This window comes from Motilibacter peucedani (assembly GCF_003634695.1).
GTDB lineage: Bacteria > Actinomycetota > Actinomycetes > Motilibacterales > Motilibacteraceae > Motilibacter > Motilibacter peucedani.
In genome coordinates, this window is sequence record NZ_RBWV01000011.1 from 76,787 (window position 1) to 95,308 (window position 18,522).

An 18,522-nucleotide genomic window follows, 5' to 3' on the forward strand; every position below is an offset into this window, starting at 1 on the left:
GCGCCTGCCTGCAACCATCCGCCACCCTTCGTGCGTCCTACCTGCATGCACCGACGCGTCCTGCTCGCCCCGCTGGCGGCGCTCCTGCTCGCCGCCCTCCCGGCCGCACCAGCGGCGGCCGCCTCCCCCGTGAGCGCCGACCTGCTGCCCGCGAACGTCGTCCCGACGTTCGGCGGGGGCAACCACTGGGTGGCCGCCGGCACAGCGCGTACGCAGCTGCGCGGCCCCTGCGTACCCCTGCTCCCGCGCGGGGTGACCGCCACGTCGGTCTTCCGCCTGCCGGGCGCCCCGGCGCCGGTGACCCGCGCGCTGCAGACCGTCGTCCAGCTGCCGACGATGCAGGCCACCGCACGGGCGCAGGCCGACGTGGCCCGGCGCGTAGCCGCCTGCCACAGCCGCGTCTTCCCGATGCGGAGCACGGCGGGCACCATGCTCTGGTCGACGGTGACGCCGATCCCCGGCAACGCCGACGAGGCGGTGTTCGGCTACATCGGCATCGCCCGCAAGGGCAACCGGATGACCGTCGTCTACTTCAGCCACGGCGGGCAGGACAGCGACTTCCCCGACGGCGTCTTCCAGCGCTGGCTGGCGAGAGCGCAAGCAGCCCTGGGCTGAGCCTCGGCTAGGCTCCCCGCTCGTGCGCGACGTCTCCCCCGAGGTCTTCCTGATCGCCCGACCGCAGATCGACTGGGCCGAGGTGGAGCGCTACCTCACAGCCGTGCACGGCGAGGCCTGGCTCGAGCGCGTCCGCGGCGAGTCCGCTCCCGACGGCGAGCGGCTCGTCGAGTTCATGGGCCGGATGTGCTACCGCAGCTGGTCGCCCGGGCTGAACCCCAACGTGACCAAGGTGCGCGAGGACTCCACCGAGTACCTCCGCAACATCCTGCGCAGCGCGCACGGCAGCGTGCTCGAGCACGCGACGTACTCCTTCGTGTTCGCCGGCGTGAGCCGCGTCTTCACCCACGAGCTGGTCCGCCACCGAGCCGGAGCGGCGATCAGCCAGGAGTCGCTGCGCTACGTGCGCCTCGCCGACATCCCGTTCGAGCACCCGGACTTCGTGCGCGCGGACCCCGAGCTGCTGGCCCGCGCCAACGAGCTGATCGCCTCGATGGAGAGCTTCCAGGAGCTGGTCGTCGACCGCACCGGCATCGCCGGCGAGGGCGTCGACTTCCACACCAAGAAGACGGTCACGAGCGCGGCCCGCCGCTACGCCCCCGACGGCGTCGCGACGACCATCGGGTGGAGCGTCAACATCCGCGCGCTGCGCCACGTCATCGCCATGCGCACCGACCCCGGCGCGGAGGAGGAGATCCGCCGGGTGTTCGACGCCGTCGCGACCGTGATGCAGCGCGAGCTGCCTGCGCTGCTCGGCGACTTCGTGCGCCGCGACGACGGCAGCTGGGTGCCTGAGTTCTCGAAGGTCTGAGCCAGGTACGCGCCGCGGCCGCCGGCGCGGAGCTCAGGGCCCGTCGACCAGCGGGGTCTTGAAGAGCACGTTGAGCCGGGCCAGCAGGCGGGCGAGCTGCTCGGCGTCGCCGGAGTCCCACTCGCGCAGCATCTGCTGGAACCGCTCGCGCCGCGCGGTGCGCATGCGCTCCATCCGCTGCTCACCCTCGCTCGTCAGGCAGAAGAACGCGGCGCGCGCGTCGCTGGGGTCGGGACGGCGCTCGACGAGGCCGAGCTCCTCGAGCAGGCGCACCTGGCGGCTCACCGTGGGCTTGCCGATGCCGTAGTAGTCGGCCAGGTCGGTGCCCCGGGCGCCGCCGTCGTCGGCGATCCGGATGAGCAGGCCGTAGGCGTCGGCCTCCAGCTCGGGGTGCACGGCCCGGGCGAAGTCCTTGGAGATGGCGCGCGCCCGGCGCAGGAACAGCGCGATCTCGCGCTCGAGCTCTTCGTAGACGTCCTGGCCCATCGTCGCCTCCTAGTGCCGCGGCAGCTTGACGACGCTCACGAAGAAGTCGTCGATCTGGCGGACCACGGCGATGAACCGCTCGAAGTCGACCGGCTTCGTGACGTAGGCGTTGGCGTGCAGGGAGTAGGACCTGACGACGTCCTCCTGCGCCTCCGACGTGGTGAGCACGACCACCGGGATCGTGCGCAGCGCCGGGTCGTTCTTGATCTCGCTGAGGACCTCGCGGCCGTCCTTGCGGGGCAGGTTGAGGTCGAGCAGGATCAGGTCGGGGGTCGGGGCGTCGGCGTAGTCGCCCTCGCGGCGCAGGAACTCGAGCGCCTTCGCGCCGTCGCTCACGACGTGGAGGTTGTTGGCGACCTTGTTGTCCTCGAAGGCCTCGCGCGTCATCAGCACGTCGCCGGGGTCGTCCTCCACCAGCAGGACGTCGATGGGCGTGGGCACTGCCCGGGTCAGGTCGTCGCTCACGCACGTGCTCCTTCGTCGACAGGGGCGGCCGCCCCTGGCTCGTCCTGCGCCGGCAGCCGCTCGGCCACCACCGGCAGCGTCCACCGCACGGTGGTGCCCGGCTGGTCCTCGCGCGGCTCGATCCAGATCTCGCCGCCGTGGAACTCGACGATCCGGCGGCAGAGCGCGAGACCGATGCCGGTGCCTTCGTACTCCTCCTTGGGGTGCAGCCGCTGGAAGATCACGAAGACGCGCTCAGCGTACTGCTGCTCGATGCCGATCCCGTTGTCCGAGCAGCAGAACTCGAAGGCGCCCTCGAGCTCGCGGACGCCGATGTGGACGGTCGGCGCCACGTCGGGGCGGCGGAACTTGACCGCGTTGCCGATGAGGTTCTGCAGCAGCTGCGTGAGCAGCGAGGCCTCGCCGGTGACGGTGGGCAACGGGTCGGCGGTGACGCTGGCTCCGCTGTCGGCGAGCGCGGCGTCGAGGTTGCGCAGGGCGAGGCCGAGGCAGGTGTCGAGGGCCACCGGCGCCGTGCCCGCGCTCATCCGGCCGACGCGCGAGAACGCCAGCAGGTCGTTGATGAGCTGCTGCATGCGCTTGGCGCCGTCGACGGCGAACCCGATGTACTGGTCGGCGCGGTCGTCGAGCTGGCCGCCGTAGCGCTTCTGCAGCAGCTGGCAGAAGCTGGCCACCTTGCGCAGCGGCTCCTGCAGGTCGTGGGAGGCGACGTAGGCGAACTGCTCGAGGTCGCGGTTGGAGCGCGCGAGGTCGTCGGCCTGCTGCTCGAGCTGCTGGCGCCCGGCCTCGAGCTCCTCGCCGGCGCGGCGCACCTCGTCGAGCCGGCTGACGAGCGCGCGGCGCATGGCCTCGACGTCGCGGCCGAGCGACTCGACCTCGGGCGGGCCGCTGGCGACGACCGCGTGCTCCAGGTCGCCGCCGCGCACGGCGCGGGTCTCCTCGGCCAGCCGGTCGAGCGGGCGCACGACCCACCGCAGCAGCGCCAGCCACACCGAGACGGCGAGCACCGCCACGACGAGCAGAGCGGCGACGACGAGAGCGAAGAGCATCCGGGTCTCGGAGTCGAGGGTGCGGCGCGCCTCGGCACGCCGCTGCGCCAGCGTGTCGAGGTAGCCGGCGTAGGTGACGCGCACCCGGTCGAACAGGGACTTGCCGCGCAGGATGTCGTCGTCGCCGATGCTGCGGGGACCGGAGCGCTGCACCTCGGCTATCGCAGGCTGCGCCCACTGCTCGTACCAGGTCCTGGCGGACGCCGCCGCCGTCGTGTAGGACGCCTTGAGCTCGGGCTCGCGCTCGAGGATCCGCTGCACCTGCTGGGACTCGTCGCGCAGCCTCGGCGACTGCAGGGACTGCAGCGGCTGGAGGGTGCTGCGGTCACCGGTGAGCGCGTAGCCACGCACAGCGGTCTCGGCGTCGAGCAGGGCGGCGAACCCGTCTGTGCCCGACCGGATGACCAGGAAGTAGTCGCTGACGACGCGGTGCTGGGTGCTCCTCGTCTTGGCGAGCAGCAGGGCTGCGCCGGCGAGCAGCCCCACGAGCACCAGCCCCACGACCACCAGCAGCGCCGTGAGCCGGCGGCGCAGGGTCCACGACGTACGCCGCGGCGAGGTCCCGACCGCGCTCACCCGGCCTCCGCCGCGTGCTCCACCAGCACGAGCGCCACGTCGTCGGACAGGTCGCCGCCGTGCAGGGCGCGAGCCTTCGCGATGAGGTCGTCGAGCAGCTCGCCGGAGCGCGCGTAGGACGGGCTCGCCTGCGCGAGCGTCAGCAGGCCCGGCACACCGAGGCGGTCGCGCCCGCTGTCGCGGCCCGAGCCCTCGTCGACGTGGCCCTCGACGATGCCGTCGGTGAACAGCACCAGGCGCCAGCCCGGCTCGAGGGTCACCGGCCGGCTGCCCCAGACGACGCCCGGCAGCACGCCGAGCGCCGGGCCCACCATCTCGTCGGGCAGCTGCTCGGGGACGCCGGCGAGCAGCAGCGGCGCCGGGTGCCCGGCGAGGAACATGCGCGCGCTGCGCCGGTCGGGATCGACGACCAGCATGCAGACCGTGGCGAAGACCTCGTCGCTGCGCCGCTCGCGCACGAGGACGTCCTCGAGCACGGGGAGCAGCGAGTCGGAGGCCCGGCCGGAGAGCACCAGGGTGCGCCACGCGATGCGCAGGCACACGCCCAGCGCCGCCTCGTCGGGGCCGTGGCCGGCGACGTCGCCGATGAGCAGGTAGAGGGTTCCGTCGTCGGTCTCGACCACGTCGTAGAAGTCGCCGCCGAGCACCGCCTCGCGCCCCGGCCGGTAGCGCGGCGTGACCCTGATCGAGGGGTCGGAGACCTCGGGGTGGGGCAGCAGGCCGCGCTCGAGCCGCGCGTTCTCCGCCGCGCGCGCCTGGGAGAGGTAGAGCGCCCGGGTCTGCTCGTCGGCGCGCTTGCGCTCGATGGCGTAGCGGATGGCCCGCCACAGCAGCGGGCCGTCGACCTGGTTCTTGGCGAGGTAGTCCTGCGCGCCCGCGGCAGCGGCGGCGACGCCGCGGTGCTCGTCGGCGTGGCCGGTCAGGCAGAGCACCGCCGCGCGGCCCGCGACCTCCAGGACCGCGCGCAGCGCGTCGAGCCCCTGCGCGTCGGGCAGGCCGAGGTCGAGCAGCACGCAGTCGAGCCTGGTGCCGCTGTCCTGGGCCTCGAGCAGCGCGCGGCGCGCCAGCGCCACGGTGCCCACGACCTCGATGACCACGGCGGCCGGGTCGTCGGCGAGCAGCTCGGTCACCAGGAAGGCGTCGCCCGGGTCGTCCTCGACGAGCAGGACGCGCAGGGCGCGCGGCGGAGCCTGCGCGACCACCAGCGTCTCGTCCACCAGGCTCCGATCCCTGCCCCGAGCCGCACCGCCCGGATAGCGGTGGGCCACCCGTCCGGGCGCCATGATCCTAGTTGCTGCAGGCGAGGGCCGGCGGTGCGGGCCCACCACTATCGTGCACGCGTGCGCGCGACTCGATCAGGCCCTGGGGTCGCAGTGGTCGTGCTCGGCGTGCTGGCGGGGCTGGCGGGGCTGGCCGGCTGCGGTGGCGCTGAGCAGGCGACCGCCGCGGAGCTCTGCGCCTCGGTGCACCAGCTGCACGTATCCGCCACGACGCTGGCCCCCCAGCTGGCCGCCGTCGACGAGGCCGGCCGGCGCACGCTGTCCTACTCGCTGGCCGAGGACGTCGAGTCGGCGCGCGAGATCTCGGCGCGCCAGGCGGCGGGCCGGCGCGAGACCGCCTCGCCCGCGATCGGGGCGGGCGACGCGGCGGTGGTCGCCCTGCGTACCCCTGGCTCCGCGGACTGGCCGGGCGCGCTCACCCGACTGGCCGCCACCAGCGCAGCGGTGACCGGTGCGCTGGGCTGCGCCGCTGCTGCACCGTCCGGGTGAACGCCGACGGCCGGGCCTCAGGGGCCCGGCCGTCGGTTCCGAAGCATCTCCTCGGAGCGGCAGGGCTTCCGGCTCGTGGAGGGGACGGAAGCGCTGCCGCTACGGGTGTCTGGCCTTCCAGACGCTGCGCTCAGCGCAGGTCGTCGGTGCCCGCGGTGGTCCCGCCGGTCGCGCGGGTCTCGGTGCCCTCGTCGAGGTCGATGCGCTCCTTGCGGACCTCGCCGCTCACGGTCTCCTCGTGGGTCTCGGACTCGGTCTCGAGGCGTACGCGCTCGACCGGCACCGTCTCGGTGGTGACCACCGGGCGCTGCGTGGTGAGGACGACCTCGTGCTCCTCCTCGGAGATGTCCGGGCCGGAGGTCGCCTGGTCGATGTTCGACGCGTCGACGGGCTCGGTCACGAGGCGCGCGTGCTCGGTGGTGACCGGGACGGTGACCGTCTGCTGCTCGGTCTCGACCCACTTGCGCAGGCGGGCGCGCCCTGCCTGCACGGTCTCGACACCGGCGCGCAGGTGCTCCTCGGAGCGGGTCATCGCGTCGTCGGTGGTGGGGCCGGAGGTGTCGTAGCCGGTCGTGCCGGTGGTGCCCGCAGCGCTCGTCGTGGCGGCGGTCTCGGCGCGCGCCGCGTCGCCGGCGTAGGAGGCGTCACCAGCGGTCTCGTACGCGGTGGTGCCCGACGCCGTCGTGGTGCCCGTCGTCGCGCTGTCGAAGCTGCTGTCGGTCGTCGTGGTGCCCGTGGTCACGCCCGAGGTGGTGCCGGCCGCGAGGCCGCTCTCGTAGCCCTCGCCGCGGACGCCGCTGCGCGAGAGGCCGTAGTAGGAGTAGAGCTGCTCCTCCTCGGACTCGGACAGGTGCCCGCCCTCGGGGTCGACGTTGGGGGCGTCCTTGATCTGGTCCTTGCCGAACGGCACGGTCAGGCCGTCGTCGGACACGGTGCCGTCGGCCACGGGCACGAAGCTCTCGTGCGTGCCGAAGAGGCCGGTGTGGACGGTGACCCACTCGGGACGTCCGGTCTCGTCGTCGACGAAGATCTGCCCGATCTTGCCGATCTTCTCGTTGCCGCTGCCGTACAGCGTGCTGCCGATCACTGAGCGTGCCTGGTCCTGCGTGAACATGCGTTCTCCTTCGGTCGGCCGGTTTCTCTCCGTCACGGAGGGTGCCCTCACCGAAGATCACAAAACGGTCACAGCAGACAGGATCCGCGGATCGCGACCGGGCGGACATCAGCCTCGAGGAGACGTACGCTCCCTGCTCGTGTCCCACCTCGCGCCGTCGCTCGCCCTGGCCGCCGTCGCCGCGGCCGCCTCCTTCGCAGCCGCTGGAGCGGCCGCTGAGGCGGTGCCCTCGCCCCGTCCGGTGACCAGCGCCGCCCCGGCGCCGACCGTCGCGGCCGCCGACCTGCCGGGCAGCGGCTGGACCCGCAGCCCGGACGTCGTGCCGGCCGGGTTCCCGGCGCAGCTGCAGGCCTGCGTCGGCACGCGCCCGGTCGAGCGGCGGCTGCGCTGGTCGGCCGGCCCGTCCTTCGCCCGCCAGAGCGGCAGCGCCAGCCAGGTGGTGCTGAGCCGCACCGCCCCGCTGCCGGCCCGGGCGTCGAGGGCGCTGTCCACCGCGTACGCCGGGCGCCTGCGCACCTGCGTCCGCGAGGTCCTGCTGCCCGCGGTGGCGCGCAGCGCCAGCTTCGACACCGCTGCCGCGGTCGTGCGCGCGGTCCCCGTGCCGGCCGGAGCCGGGTGGTCGGCTGCGGCAGCGCAGCTGCGCCTGCCGCTGGCCGGCGACTACGACGGTGCCGTCGTCGTGCAGGTCGCCTTCGTCACCGGCCGCACCCGCGCGACCGGTGTCGCGGTGACGGGCAGCGCGGGGCTCTCGACCGCAGCGCTGCGCCGGGTCGTCGCCCGGGTGGGCGCCCGCCTGGCCGCCGCGCAGGAGTAGCGCGGCAGCCGCTCAGGGCACCGCTGCGTACGCCGCGGGCACGCCGCGCGACACCCGGCCGGCGCGTACGTCGTCGACCGCTGCGCGCAGCGCCGCCAGCAGGTCATCGACGACCTCGCGGTGGTAGGGCGAGAGCATCAGGTGCAGGCCGCCGGGCTGGCGGTCGAGCCACCAGCGGCGCTCCTCGAGCGCGTCGGCGACCGCGCCGAGGTCGAGCTCGCTGCTGCCGATCTCGAGCACCGAGAGGTCCGGCGCGACCGTGGGCGCGAGGTCCGCGATGCCGGCCAGCCCGGCGAGCAGCCGGTCGCGCGCGTCGCGGACCGAGCGGGCGAGCCGGAGGTAGCCCTCCTCCCCCAGCCCGTGCAGCGCCGCCCACGCGCCGGCGATCGGCGGGGCGGGCCGGGTGCCGGCCGTCGTGGACGAGCCGTAGAGCCCGCCGCCCCAGACGTCGTCGTCGACCCACCACTGCGCGCGGTAGTGCGCCGGGTCGCGCCACAGCAGCGCCGACGCGCCCTTGAAGGAGTAGCCGTACTTGTGGATGTCGGCGCTGATGCTGGTCACGCCCTCGACTCGGAAGTCCCACGGCGCCACCGGCTCGCCGATGCGCTCCCAGAACGGCAGCAGCAGCCCGCCGAGGCACGCGTCGACGTGGCACAGGATGCCCGCGTCCCGCGCGACGGCCGCCACGGCGGGCACGTCGTCGACCACGCCGTAGGGGTAGTTGGGCGCCGAGGCCACGACCAGGATCGTGTCCTCGTCGACGGCGGCGGCCAGGGCCTCGACGTCGACCCGGCGGTCGGCACGCACCGGGACGCGCTCCTGCCGCACCCCGAGCAGGTGGCAGGCCTTCGCGAACGCCGGGTGCGCGGTGCGCCCGGTCACGATGCGGGGCGACGCGATGCCGCGGCCGCGCGCGACCTCGCGGGCGACGTAGACGGCGAGGAAGATGGACTCGGTGCCCCCGCTCGTGAGGCCACCGGCTCCCGGCGTGCCGTGGAGGAGCCCCGCGACGATGTCGGCGGCCTCGCGCTCCATGCGTGCCAGCGACGGGAACCTGCGCGGGTTCAGGGCGTTCTCGGCGAGGTACTCGCGGCTGACCGCCGCGAGCAGCTCCTCGAGCTCGGGCGAGCCGGGGTGGTAGACGAGGCTGAAGATGCGCCCTTCTCGCCAGGGCGCGTCGTCGGCTCGCCGCTCGAAGACCGTGCGCAGCAGCTCGTCGCGGGGGACGCCCCGGGCCGGCAGCACCGCCGCCGGCCTGGTGGCCTGCAGGGTCACGCCGGCACCGCCGCGCGGTCGAGCAGGGGCAGCACCTGCTCGCCCACCCGCCACGCCTCTTCGAGGTGCGGCCAGCCGGAGAGGATGACCTCGTCGAAGCCGATCTCCTCGTACTCCGCGAGCCGCTCGGCCACCTGCTCGTGCGAGCCGACGAGGGCGGTCGCCGCCCCCTCGCGCACCAGTCCGACCCCGGCCCACAGGTTGGGCGAGACCTCGAGGTCCGCCGCCGTGCCGCCGTGCAGGCTCGCCATGCGGGCCTGGCCGACGGAGTCCATCCGCGCGAATCGCGCCTGCGCGTCGCGGACCGCCTCCGGCGACATGCCCTCGAGCAGGCGGTCGGCCTCGCGCCACGCCTCCTCGGGGGTGTCGCGGGAGATCACGTGGAGCCGGATGCCGAAGGACAGGCTGCGGCCCTCGCGCTCGGCCGCCTCGCGCATCCGCTCGACGCGCGGGCGCACGAGTGCGGGCGGTTCGCCCCACGTGAGGTACGTGTCGGCCCGTCGCGCCGCCACCGCCTCGGCCGCGGGGGAGGCGCCGCCGAAGTAGATGCGCGGCGGCACCTCCACCGGCTCGAGCAGACCACCGCGTTCCACTGTGAAGTGCTCGCCCGCGTGGTCGAAGCGCTCTCCCGACCAGCACTGCGAGAGGACGTCGAGGAACTCGTCGGTGACGGCGTAGCGCGCGTCGTGGTCGAGCGGGTCGCCGTAGGCACGCTGCTCGGCGGGGTCGCCGCCGGTCACGACGTTGAGCCGCAGGCGGCCGCCCGTCATGCGCTGGAAGGTCGCCGCCTGCTGGGCGAGCAGCGTCGGCAGCACGAAGCCGGGTCGGAAGGCGACGAGGAACTCGATCCGCGAGGTGTGCTGCGCCACGCTCGCGCACAGGATCCAGGGGTCCTCGCACGCGGCACCGACCGGCGTCAGCACCGCCTCGAAGCCGACGGCCTCGGCGGCACGGGCCACCTGCGACAGGTAGTCGACGCTGGGCCGCCGCGCGACCGCCGCGGAGCTCGAACCCTCGCGCACCGTGGCCGAGCCGACGTGCCGCCCGTCGCCGCGCGAGGGCAGGAACCAGTGCACCCTCACGACGCGAGCACCGGGCTCGGGCCAACGGGGACGTCGCCCTGCAGCGTGATGCGGTGCATCACGCGACGGGCGTCGCCGTAGTCGCGGTTGGCGTAGTGCAGGGTGCTGCGGTTGTCCCACATCGCGAGATCTCCCTCGCGCCACCGGTGCCGCACGATGTGCTCGGGCTTGGTGATGTGGGCGTACAGCAGGTCGAGGATGCCGCGGCTCTCCGCCTCCGAGACGCCCACGATGTGGGACGTGAAGCCCGGGTTGACGAAGAGCCCCTTGCGCCCGCTCTCGGGGTGCACGCGCACGACCGGGTGCTCGACCGGGTCGAGGGAGCGCACGCGTTCGCCGTCCCACACGCTGCCCTCGCCCTTCTGCCGCTGGGCGAGGTAGTAGCCGAACTCGCGGGAGCCGTCGTGCACCGCGGTGAGCTGGTCGACCAGCTGCTGGACCGGCGTCGACAGCGAGTCGTAGGCGGCCTGAGTGTCGGCCCACTGGGTGTCGCCACCGCTCGGCGGCAGCTGCACCGCCCGCAGGATCGAGCCGAGCGGCGGGCGGCGCACGAACGTCACGTCGGTGTGCCACACGTCGGCGAACCCGTTGTCGGCGCTGTCGAGGGCGTAGATCTCCGGGTGCGCGTCGTCGAGCCCCGGCACGACCGGGTGGGAGGCGGTGAGTCCTCCGAGCCGGTTGCCGAGGGCGACCTGGCTGTCGGGGTCGAGCGATTGGAACCGGAAGAAGAGCACCTTGTGCTCGACGAGGGCCGACCGCACCGCGCTCAGCTCGTCGTCGCTGGCGTCCGCGAGGTCGAGCCCGCGCACCTCGGCGCCGATGTGCGGCCCGAGCAGGTCGAAGTCGAGGGCCGCGGGCCCGGCGGCCGTCGGGCGGGGGTGTGGCAGGACGGTGGACATGCGGCAGCTCCAAGCGCGGGGGTGTGCACGGCAGTGGTCTGAGGTGGACTGCGGGCGCGCGGAGCGCTCGCTCAGTCGACGTGGGGACAGGCCGAGGAGGTCCGGCGCCCCAGGTCGAGGAACCGACGCGACACCAGTCGTGCTCGCTGCACAGGAACTCCTCCTCCCCACCTCGCGCCGCCGGTCGCCCGCGACGTCTCTTCCACCGGGTCGCGGCGTGCGGCTTGACAGGCCGCCCCGCGTTGTGGACCATTCCTATCATGTTTGAGGGCTTCAGCGGAACGTCGCGCCGACACGTGGACCTCGTCCGCGTCGCCGGCGGCATCTGTTCGCGCCACCGCGCCTAGCCCTCCGCATCCCCCGCCCGGTCCGTCCCGGTGCGGCGCGCCGACCGCTCGAGACCCTTCGACGCCGGCCCTCGGACCGTCTGTGCATCGGTGCACGACCACGTCCCTCCCTGGCTCAGCCACCACGCGCCGGACCACCGGGTCCCGGTGTCACGCTCCCCTTCCTCCTTGGAGAAGCTCCACATGCGCTCCCACGCCCCCCTGCGCCGCCTGTCCCTGCTGACGGCGGCCTCCACCGCACTGGCCCTCACGGCCGCGTGCGGGAGCAGCGACTCCTCGAGCTCCGCGGCGAGCGGCACCTCGCCCGCCGGCTCCGGCGGCGGCAAGCTCACGCTCGGCATCGGCTACTTCCAGGGCGCCGCGCTCGGCCCCGAGTCCATCATCTCGGCCAATCCCGAGCTCGCGGCCAAGGTGCCCGCCACCTTCAAGCTGACTCCGATGGGCAGCGGCGTCGCCGGACTCGCCGAGCTGCGCGGCGGCGCCTTCCCCGTCGCCTCCGGCGTCGGCAACCCCCCGGTCGTCGGCGCCATCGCCACCGGCACGCCGATCAAGGTCATCTACGCCGAGAGCTTCGACGCCGCCCAGCTCGTGGTGCCCACGAGCATCAAGGCCGACGCCGACCTGGCCGGCAAGACCATCGGAGACCTCAACGGCTCCTCCGAGGACTTCGAGCTGCGCGGATGGATCTCGACCAAGGGCCTGACCGACAAGGTCAAGGTCGTCGGCTTCCCGAGCGAGGCGGCGGCGGGCGCCGCCTACAAGGCGGGCAAGATCGACGCGGCCTACGTCGAGCTGCCGCAGGCCTATGACATCCTCAAGAAGGGCGGCGCGCGCACCGTCGTCACCGCCCAGCAGATCGCCGAGCTCGGCTTCCCGTCGCTCAACGTCCTGGTGGTCACCGAGGACTTCGCCTCGAAGCACGCCGACGTCGTGCAGTCCCTGGTCTGCCAGGCGATGAAGGGCCTCACCGCGGTCAAGGGTGCGAACGCCGAGACGGTCATCACCAACGGCGCCAAGCTCGTGGGCGCCGCGCCCGCCGACGCCATCGCGGCCACCAAGGCGCTTCCCTTCGTCTCGAACGAGACCCAGCTGTCGTGGTTCAAGGACGACGGTGGCGACGTCTCCACGGGCAAGATCCTCAAGGCCTACAAGCTCAGCGCGGACTTCCTCAAGGCGCAGGGCCGCGTGCAGAAGATCCCGACGGACGCCGAGATCGCCTCGCACATCGACCCGAGCTTCGTCGAGAAGGCCGTCGCCGACGGTTGCGACAAGTGAGCACCGACCAGATCGGCGCGACGCCGGCCCTCGGGTCCTCGACCCTGGCGGTGCCCGCAGTCGAGGTGCGCGGGGTGAGCAAGAGCTTCCGCGGGCGCAAGCGTCGCGGCGACGCGCGGCTGGCGCTCGACGGCTTCGACCTCACGGTGCAGCAGGGCGAGTTCGTCTGCCTGCTCGGCCCTTCGGGCTGCGGCAAGTCGACGCTGCTCAACCTGCTCGCCGGCTTCAGCACCCCCGACGCCGGTGAGGTCCGGGTCGCGGGCGAGCCGGTGCGCGGGCCCGGTCCTGACCGGGGGGTGCTCTTCCAGTCGCCGATGCTCTTCCCGTGGGCGACCGTGATGGGCAACGTGCTCTACGGCCCGCGGGCGCGCCGCCAGCTCGACGACGACGTACGCGCCGCAGCCACCGAGCTGCTGCGTACCGTCGGCCTCGCCGACCACGCCGACGCCTACCCGCACGAGCTCTCGGGGGGCATGCGCCACCGCGCCGCGTTCGCCCGGGTGCTGATCAACAAGCCGAAGCTGCTGCTGATGGACGAGCCGTTCGCCGCGCTCGACGCCATCACCCGGGCTGCGATGCAGCGGTTCCTGCTCGACCTGTGGCAGGTGCAGCGCACCACCATCGTGTTCGTCACCCACGACGTCGAGGAGGCGGTCCTGCTGTCCGACCGCGTCGTCGTGATGTCGGGGAGCCCGGGCCACAGCCGGGCGGAGTTCCCCGTCGAGCTGCCGAGGCCGCGGTCCTACGAGGACGCCGACACGCTCGAGTTCGTGGCCGCCAAGCGACGGATCCGCTCCGTCCTCAACACGGAGGTCTGACATGACGACAGACACGGGCCGGACCACGGAGACCACGGGAACCACTCAGGGCATCCCACGGCCGCTGGTCGCGACCGGCGGCGCGGCGTCCCCGCTGCTCGCCGTCGCGCCACGCACGCACGACCGCCGCCGGCGCGCCCGCAGGCTGGGCACCGGCTTCGTCGGCGTCCTCGCCGTCCTGGCGGTGTGGCAGGTGCTGGCGCTCGCGCTGGACGACGAGGTCGTGCTGCCGACGGTGCAGGAGACGGCCCGCCAGTTCTGGCAGTACATGTCCGACCGCTACCCGGGCAACGGCAACACCCTCTGGCAGGACGCGCTCATCTCGACCGCGCGCATCCTCGCCGGCTTCGCGGTGGGCTCGCTGGTCGGCATCGCGGTCGGCGCCGTCATGTCGAGCAACCGGGTGGTGCGTGACCTCGTCGACCCGCTCATCGAGCTGACCCGGCCGCTGCCCCCGCTCGCGTTCATCCCGCTGTTCATCGTGTGGTTCGGCATCGGGGAGCGCTCGAAGTTCGCGTTGATCCTCGTGGGCGTCGTGCCGACCGTCATCATCGCGACCGTCAGCGCGCTCGACGCGGTGCCCAGGGAGCTCGAGATGGCCAGTCGCGCGCTGGGCGCCTCGCACGCGCACACCCTCGTCTTCGTGCGCATGCGCGCGGCGCTGCCCGGCATCCTCACCGGCATGCGGCTGGCGATGGGCGGTGCGTGGACGAGCATCGTGGCGGTCGAGATGATCGCCGCCACCAGCGGTGTCGGCTTCCTCATCGTGCAGGCCGGCAACTACCTGCAGACGCCCATCCTGCTCAGCGGCATCGTGACGATCTCGCTGCTCGGCATCGCGCTCGACGGCGTGCTGCGCCTGCTCGGCCGGTTCACCGACCCGAGCTCGCGGTGAGCGGCAGCCTGCTCGCCGGGCTCGCCTGCGCCCGGTGCGGCAAGCCCTACGACGCCGACGTGTTGCAGGGCCGCTGCGCGGACGACGGTGCGACGCTGCTGCCGCAGTACGACCTGTCGCCGGGCGCCGTCGACCGCGACGCCGTGGCGGCGCGCCCGGCCGACCTGTGGCGCTGGACCGAGCTGCTGCCGCTGCGGCACCCCGGCCCGCCGGCGCTGTCGCTCGGGGAGGCTGCGACGCCGCTGGTCACGCTGCGGCGCACGAGCGAGCGGCTCGGCGTCGAGGTGCTGCTCAAGGACGAGAGCCCACTGCCCGGCACGACGTTCAAGGCGCGCGGTGCCGCCGTGGCCCTGGCCCGGGCGATCGAGCTCGGCATCCCGGGCGTCGTCCTCCCCACCGCCGGGAACGCCGGCGGCACGTGGGCGCTCTACGCCGCCCGAGCCGGGGTCCCGGCCGCGGTCGTCATGGCCGAGTCGGCTCCACTCGTGAACCAGGCCGAGGTGCTGACCGCGGGCGCCGAGCTCCACCTGGTGCCAGGCACCCTGGCCGAGGCCGGGGCACGGGCCCGCGAGCTGGCGGCCGAGCGCGGGTGGTTCCTGGCCGCGACCTTCGGCGAGCCCTACCGCGTCGACGGAAAGAAGACCGCCTGGCTCGAGGTCTTCCACGACCTCGGCTGGCGGTGGCCCGGCACCGTGGTCTTCCCCGTCGGCGGCGGCGTCGGTCTGGTGGCCGCCTCCGAGGCCGTCGAGCAGGCGCAGGCCCTGGGCTGGGCCGGCGACGGTCCCCGCCTGGTGGCGGTGCAGTCCGAGGACTGCGCGCCGCTGGTGCGCGCCTGGGACGCGGGCGGGAGCGAGGTGGCGCGGTGGGAGGGTGTGCCGCGTACGGTCGCAGCGGGTCTGCGCGTGACCGCGCCGAGCGAGGGCTGGCTGGTGCTCGAGCGAGTGCGCCGCAGCGGCGGCACGGTGCTCGGCGCCTCGGAGGGCGACGTCCTGGACGCGGTCTCGCGGCTCGCCCGCGAGGAGGGCGTCTACGCCTCCCCTGAAGGAGCAGCGACGCTCGTCGCAGCCGAGCGGCTGGCCGCCCGGGGCGAGCTGGAGGAGCCGGTGGTCCTCTACCAGACGGCCAGCGCGGCGAAGTACCCCGAGGCGCTGCGCCCGGTGCCGGCCCGCTGAGCGCGGGACGTCGCGTCCGACCGCAGCAAGCGCGTACGCGTCGTCGTGACGGTCGACGGCGGTTGCACCTGCAGCACGACGACCGGCGTGATGGGTGGGCGCTGCCTGCGACGTCTCCCGCGACGACGATGCCGACGTCGGTGCCGCCGGTCGCCTCGAGGGACGTTCGGAAGGTGGTCACGGGCAAGTGCTGCTGCAGGGGCACGGTGGACGGAAGGCTTCCCGCGCGGGCATCCTCGTCCCATGATCGCGTCAGACGGCTCGCGGCTCGTCGGGCGCGACGAGGTGGTCGACGTCCTGCGCGCCCGGCTGAGCAGCTCGAGCGGAGCCGGGGGCTCGGTCGGGCTCACCGGCGAGCCGGGCGCGGGCAAGAGCGCGGTGCAGGCGCACCTGGCCGACCTCGCGAGGGCGGCAGGGGCGACCGTCCTCGGCGCCCGCGGCAGCTCGTCGGAGAGCCACCTGCCCTACGCCGCGCTGCACCAGGTGCTGTCCCCGCTTCTCGGGCGGGCGCCGGAGCTGCCCGCCCCGCAGCGCACTGCGCTGCTCGCGAGCTTCGGGCTCGCGGACGCTCCAGAGGTCAACCCGTTCTTCACCTCGCTGGCGGCGCTCGAGCTCCTCGTCGACGCCGCGGGCGCCGCGCCGGTGCTCGTCTGCCTCGACGACCTGCAGTGGATGGACCGCCCGTCGGTCGACGCGCTGGCCTTCGTGGCCCGGCGCATCGCCGACGAGCGCGTCCTGCTGCTCTCGAGCGCGCACACCGAGTCGACGCTGCTCGGCGACGAGCGCACGACCACGTGGGTGCGGCTCGGCGGGCTCTCGGAGGCCGACGCCCACGAGCTGGTGCTGCGGCGCGCCCCGGCGCTCGAGCCGGAGCTGCGCGCCCGCGTGGTGGAGCTGGCCGGCGGCAACCCGCTCGCCCTGGTCGAGCTGGCGCGCTCGGCCCAGGACCCGGCGAGGGAGTGGAGCGAGCTCGAGCTTCCCCTGACCGGCCGGCTCGAGCGCGCCTACCTCGCCCGGGCCGACGAGCTGGACGCGCCCGCGCGGGCCGTCCTCGACGTGGCGGCGCTCGACGACGGCGACGACCTCGCGCCGGTCCTGGCAGCGGCCGCCCTGGTCGCCGGCCAGGACGTCGGTCCGGGGGCCGCGGTGCCCGCGCGCGAGCTCGCGCTGCTCACGGTCGCCGGCACGACGTACGCCGTGGCGCACCCGCTCGTCCGGTCCGCGCTGCGCCGCGCCATGCCGGCGCAGCGGCGCGGGGAGGTGCACGCGGCGCTCGCGACGGTCCTCGGGGCCCACCCCGAGCGGGCTGTCTGGCACCGCGCCAGCTCGGTGCCCGGCCGCGACGAGCAGGTCGCCTCGGAGCTGGAGCAGGTGGCCGGCGAGGCGCGGCGCCGCGGGGCGTACGCGACCGCCGCCTCGACCCTCGAGCGCGCGGCCGAGCTCAGCCCCGACCCGCAGGACGAGGCGGCCCGGCTCATCAGCGCCGCCGAGCTCGGCTACCAGCTCGGGAGGTACGCACAGGTCGAGCAGGTGACCGCGCGCACGGCAGGGATGTCGCTGCGGCCGCGCGACCGGTCGCGGCTCGCCTGGCTGGCCGGCGCGTTCCACGACGGGGCGACGAGCGAGCCGGCCGAGGTCCGCCACCTGGTCGAGCTGGCCCGACTGGCCACCAGCCAGGACGACCTCGACCTGGCCATGCAGCTGCTGTTCGGTGCCGCGCGGCGGGTCTGGTGGCGCGACCCCGGCGCGGCCGTGCGCCGCGACATCGTCGGCGCCGCGCGCGACGTGCCCCTGCCAGCGGGCGACCCGCGACTGCTGGCGGTGCTCGGGCTGACAGAGTCCCTCGAGCTCAGCGCACCGGTGCTGCAGGCGCTCGACGCGCTGCCGGGCGACGCGGCCGGACGCGCCGACATCGCCGGGCTGCTCGGCATCGCCGCCTTCTGCGCCGGCGACTTCGTCCGCGCCGAGTCGTTCCTGACCGTCGCGGTGTCCGGGCTCCGGGCCGACGGCCGGCTGAGCCTGCTCGCGGAGGCGCTCGCCATCCGGTCCTGGGCGGAGATCAACCTCGGCATCTTCGACGCGGCACGGTCGGCGGACGAGGGGGCGCGGCTGGCGGAGGAGACCGGCCAGCGCGTGTGGGCCGGCACGGCGGAGCTGGCGGCCGCCTTCATCGACGCGGTCGGCGGGCGCTGGCGCGGCTCGTCACCCCTGCTCGCCCGGGCCGAGCAGACCGCGCTCCAGCTCCCGAACGCCAGCTCCTCGCTGCTCGCCGGCGCGCAGCTGGTGCGCGGCGTGGGAGAGCTGGCCGCAGACCGGCCGGCACAGGCCTACGGCGAGCTGCTCCGGGTGTTCGCGCCCACGGACCCGGCTTTCCAACGGGTGCAGCAGCTCTGGACCGTCGGCTACCTCGCCGAGGCTGCGGTGCGCAGCGGCGCCCGCCCGGAGGCGAGGGCGACCCTGGCCGCCGTCGACGAGCTCGCCGACGGGTCCACCGCGGGCGGCACACGCATCGCCCTGGAGTACTCCCGGGCCGTGCTCGCCGACGAGGCGACCGCGGACGGGCTCTTCAGGGATGCGCTGGCAGGCGCGGCGCAGGGGTTCCCGTGGCACCACGCGCGGCTGCAGCTGGCCCACGGCTCGTGGCTGCGGCGACAGCGGCGCGTGACCGAGTCGCGGGAGCCGCTGCGTACGGCTCGCAGTGCCTTCGACGCGCTCGGCGCGCAGCCGTGGGCCCTGCGCGCCGACCAGGAGCTGCGCGCCACCGGAGAGCGCGGCTGGCGACCGACGACCAGCGAGCGCGAGCGGCTCTCCCCGCAGGAGGCGCAGATCGCCGCGCTGGCTGCGCGCGGCCTGTCGAACCGGGAGATCGCCCAGCGGCTGTTCCTGTCGCACCGCACGGTCGGCTCGCACCTCTACCGCATCTTCCCCAAGCTCGGCATCACCAGCCGGCACCAGCTCGCCGGCGTGCTCACCGGCCCGGTGCCCGCTGCGCAGATGCAGTCGTCCGACTGAAGCGCGGCAGGCCCTCTGCTCCCTAGCGTCCGGTGCACGGCGGCGCGC

17 protein-coding genes are annotated in these 18,522 nt (G+C 74.4%); 9 read left to right on the plus strand and 8 right to left on the minus strand.

What is annotated here, in order from left to right; all coding sequences use genetic code 11:
- The first annotated feature begins 45 nt into the window (after nt 1-45).
- Both CLV35_RS08615 and thyX read left to right on the plus strand, forming a co-directional pair.
- On the plus strand, nt 46-615 hold the full coding sequence (locus CLV35_RS08615) for a hypothetical protein (RefSeq protein ID WP_121193090.1): 570 nt from the start codon (nt 46-48) through the stop codon (nt 613-615).
- Nucleotides 616-637: 22 nt separating this feature from the next.
- Nucleotides 638-1,426: an FAD-dependent thymidylate synthase gene (gene thyX / locus CLV35_RS08620; protein WP_121193091.1), complete on the plus strand. Its 789-nt coding sequence runs from the start codon at nt 638-640 to the stop codon at nt 1,424-1,426.
- A gap of 33 nt (nt 1,427-1,459) precedes the next feature.
- Here the strand turns inward: thyX and CLV35_RS08625 are convergent, their stop codons facing one another.
- The 4 genes from CLV35_RS08625 to CLV35_RS08640 form a co-directional block, all read right to left on the minus strand.
- The gene (locus CLV35_RS08625) at nt 1,460-1,912 is read right to left on the minus strand and encodes a MarR family winged helix-turn-helix transcriptional regulator (protein WP_121193092.1); all 453 of its coding nucleotides are present in this window, start codon (nt 1,910-1,912) and stop codon (nt 1,460-1,462) included.
- Nucleotides 1,913-1,921: 9 nt separating this feature from the next.
- Nucleotides 1,922-2,299 (minus strand): response regulator, encoded by a 378-nt coding sequence (locus CLV35_RS08630; RefSeq protein WP_121193481.1) that lies wholly within the window; start codon nt 2,297-2,299, stop codon nt 1,922-1,924.
- Nucleotides 2,300-2,373: 74 nt separating this feature from the next.
- On the minus strand, nt 2,374-4,002 hold the full coding sequence (locus tag CLV35_RS08635) for a sensor histidine kinase (RefSeq protein WP_121193093.1): 1,629 nt from the start codon (nt 4,000-4,002) through the stop codon (nt 2,374-2,376).
- Nucleotides 3,999-5,219: a PP2C family protein-serine/threonine phosphatase gene (locus CLV35_RS08640; protein WP_231121628.1), complete on the minus strand. Its 1,221-nt coding sequence runs from the start codon at nt 5,217-5,219 to the stop codon at nt 3,999-4,001. Before CLV35_RS08640 ends, CLV35_RS08635 begins: the two co-directional genes overlap by 4 nt.
- A 123-nt stretch (nt 5,220-5,342) precedes the next feature.
- Here CLV35_RS08640 and CLV35_RS08645 point away from each other — a divergent pair, with 123 nt between their 5' ends.
- Nucleotides 5,343-5,771: a hypothetical protein gene (locus tag CLV35_RS08645; protein ID WP_147431910.1), complete on the plus strand. Its 429-nt coding sequence runs from the start codon at nt 5,343-5,345 to the stop codon at nt 5,769-5,771.
- A gap of 130 nt (nt 5,772-5,901) precedes the next feature.
- Here CLV35_RS08645 and CLV35_RS08650 read toward each other — a convergent pair whose 3' ends face one another.
- Entirely contained in the window at nt 5,902-6,885 is a 984-nt protein-coding gene (locus tag CLV35_RS08650) for a DUF2382 domain-containing protein (RefSeq protein WP_121193096.1), read from the minus strand.
- A gap of 139 nt (nt 6,886-7,024) precedes the next feature.
- Between CLV35_RS08650 and CLV35_RS08655 the strand changes: the two genes are divergently transcribed.
- On the plus strand, nt 7,025-7,699 hold the full coding sequence (locus CLV35_RS08655; RefSeq protein ID WP_121193097.1) for a hypothetical protein: 675 nt from the start codon (nt 7,025-7,027) through the stop codon (nt 7,697-7,699).
- Between the two features lie 12 nt (nt 7,700-7,711).
- Here CLV35_RS08655 and CLV35_RS08660 read toward each other — a convergent pair whose 3' ends face one another.
- From CLV35_RS08660 to CLV35_RS08670, 3 genes are read right to left on the minus strand one after another with little or no spacing between them, the layout of a single operon-like run.
- A complete protein-coding gene (locus tag CLV35_RS08660) occupies nt 7,712-8,974 on the minus strand; it encodes a pyridoxal phosphate-dependent decarboxylase family protein (protein WP_183061883.1) in 1,263 nt (420 codons plus the stop codon).
- The gene (locus tag CLV35_RS08665) at nt 8,971-10,056 is read right to left on the minus strand and encodes an LLM class flavin-dependent oxidoreductase (protein WP_121193099.1); all 1,086 of its coding nucleotides are present in this window, start codon (nt 10,054-10,056) and stop codon (nt 8,971-8,973) included. Before CLV35_RS08665 ends, CLV35_RS08660 begins: the two co-directional genes overlap by 4 nt.
- Entirely contained in the window at nt 10,053-10,955 is a 903-nt protein-coding gene (locus CLV35_RS08670) for a TauD/TfdA dioxygenase family protein (protein ID WP_121193100.1), read from the minus strand. Before CLV35_RS08670 ends, CLV35_RS08665 begins: the two co-directional genes overlap by 4 nt.
- Nucleotides 10,956-11,485: 530 nt before the next feature.
- Between CLV35_RS08670 and CLV35_RS08675 the strand changes: the two genes are divergently transcribed.
- The 5 genes from CLV35_RS08675 to CLV35_RS08695 all read left to right on the plus strand — a co-directional run bounded on the left by CLV35_RS08675 (nt 11,486) and on the right by CLV35_RS08695 (nt 18,474).
- Nucleotides 11,486-12,577, plus strand: a complete 1,092-nt coding sequence (locus tag CLV35_RS08675; RefSeq protein WP_121193101.1) for an ABC transporter substrate-binding protein — start codon at nt 11,486-11,488, stop codon at nt 12,575-12,577.
- Entirely contained in the window at nt 12,574-13,395 is an 822-nt protein-coding gene (locus CLV35_RS08680) for an ABC transporter ATP-binding protein (RefSeq protein ID WP_231121629.1), read from the plus strand. The genes CLV35_RS08675 and CLV35_RS08680 overlap by 4 nt, the downstream gene beginning before the upstream one ends.
- Nucleotide 13,396: 1 nt before the next feature.
- Entirely contained in the window at nt 13,397-14,290 is an 894-nt protein-coding gene (locus CLV35_RS08685; RefSeq protein WP_121193102.1) for an ABC transporter permease, read from the plus strand.
- Nucleotides 14,287-15,462: a threonine synthase gene (locus CLV35_RS08690; protein WP_121193103.1), complete on the plus strand. Its 1,176-nt coding sequence runs from the start codon at nt 14,287-14,289 to the stop codon at nt 15,460-15,462. Before CLV35_RS08685 ends, CLV35_RS08690 begins: the two co-directional genes overlap by 4 nt.
- Nucleotides 15,463-15,705: 243 nt before the next feature.
- Entirely contained in the window at nt 15,706-18,474 is a 2,769-nt protein-coding gene (locus CLV35_RS08695; protein ID WP_183061884.1) for an ATP-binding protein, read from the plus strand.
- The last annotated feature ends 48 nt before the right edge of the window (nt 18,475-18,522 follow it).

Bases quoted from the DNA above. Each gene is read 5' to 3' on its own strand.
- CLV35_RS08615 (WP_121193090.1), top strand. From the start codon at position 46: ATGCACCGACGCGTCCTGCTCGCCCCGCTGGCGGCGCTCCTGCTCGCC.
- CLV35_RS08625 (WP_121193092.1), bottom strand. From the start codon at position 1,912: ATGGGCCAGGACGTCTACGAAGAGCTCGAGCGCGAGATCGCGCTGTTC.
- CLV35_RS08630 (WP_121193481.1), bottom strand. From the start codon at position 2,299: ATGACGCGCGAGGCCTTCGAGGACAACAAGGTCGCCAACAACCTCCAC.
- CLV35_RS08650 (WP_121193096.1), bottom strand. From the start codon at position 6,885: ATGTTCACGCAGGACCAGGCACGCTCAGTGATCGGCAGCACGCTGTAC.
- CLV35_RS08670 (WP_121193100.1), bottom strand. From the start codon at position 10,955: ATGTCCACCGTCCTGCCACACCCCCGCCCGACGGCCGCCGGGCCCGCG.
- CLV35_RS08675 (WP_121193101.1), top strand. From the start codon at position 11,486: ATGCGCTCCCACGCCCCCCTGCGCCGCCTGTCCCTGCTGACGGCGGCC.
- CLV35_RS08685 (WP_121193102.1), top strand. From the start codon at position 13,397: ATGACGACAGACACGGGCCGGACCACGGAGACCACGGGAACCACTCAG.
- CLV35_RS08695 (WP_183061884.1), top strand. From the start codon at position 15,706: ATGATCGCGTCAGACGGCTCGCGGCTCGTCGGGCGCGACGAGGTGGTC.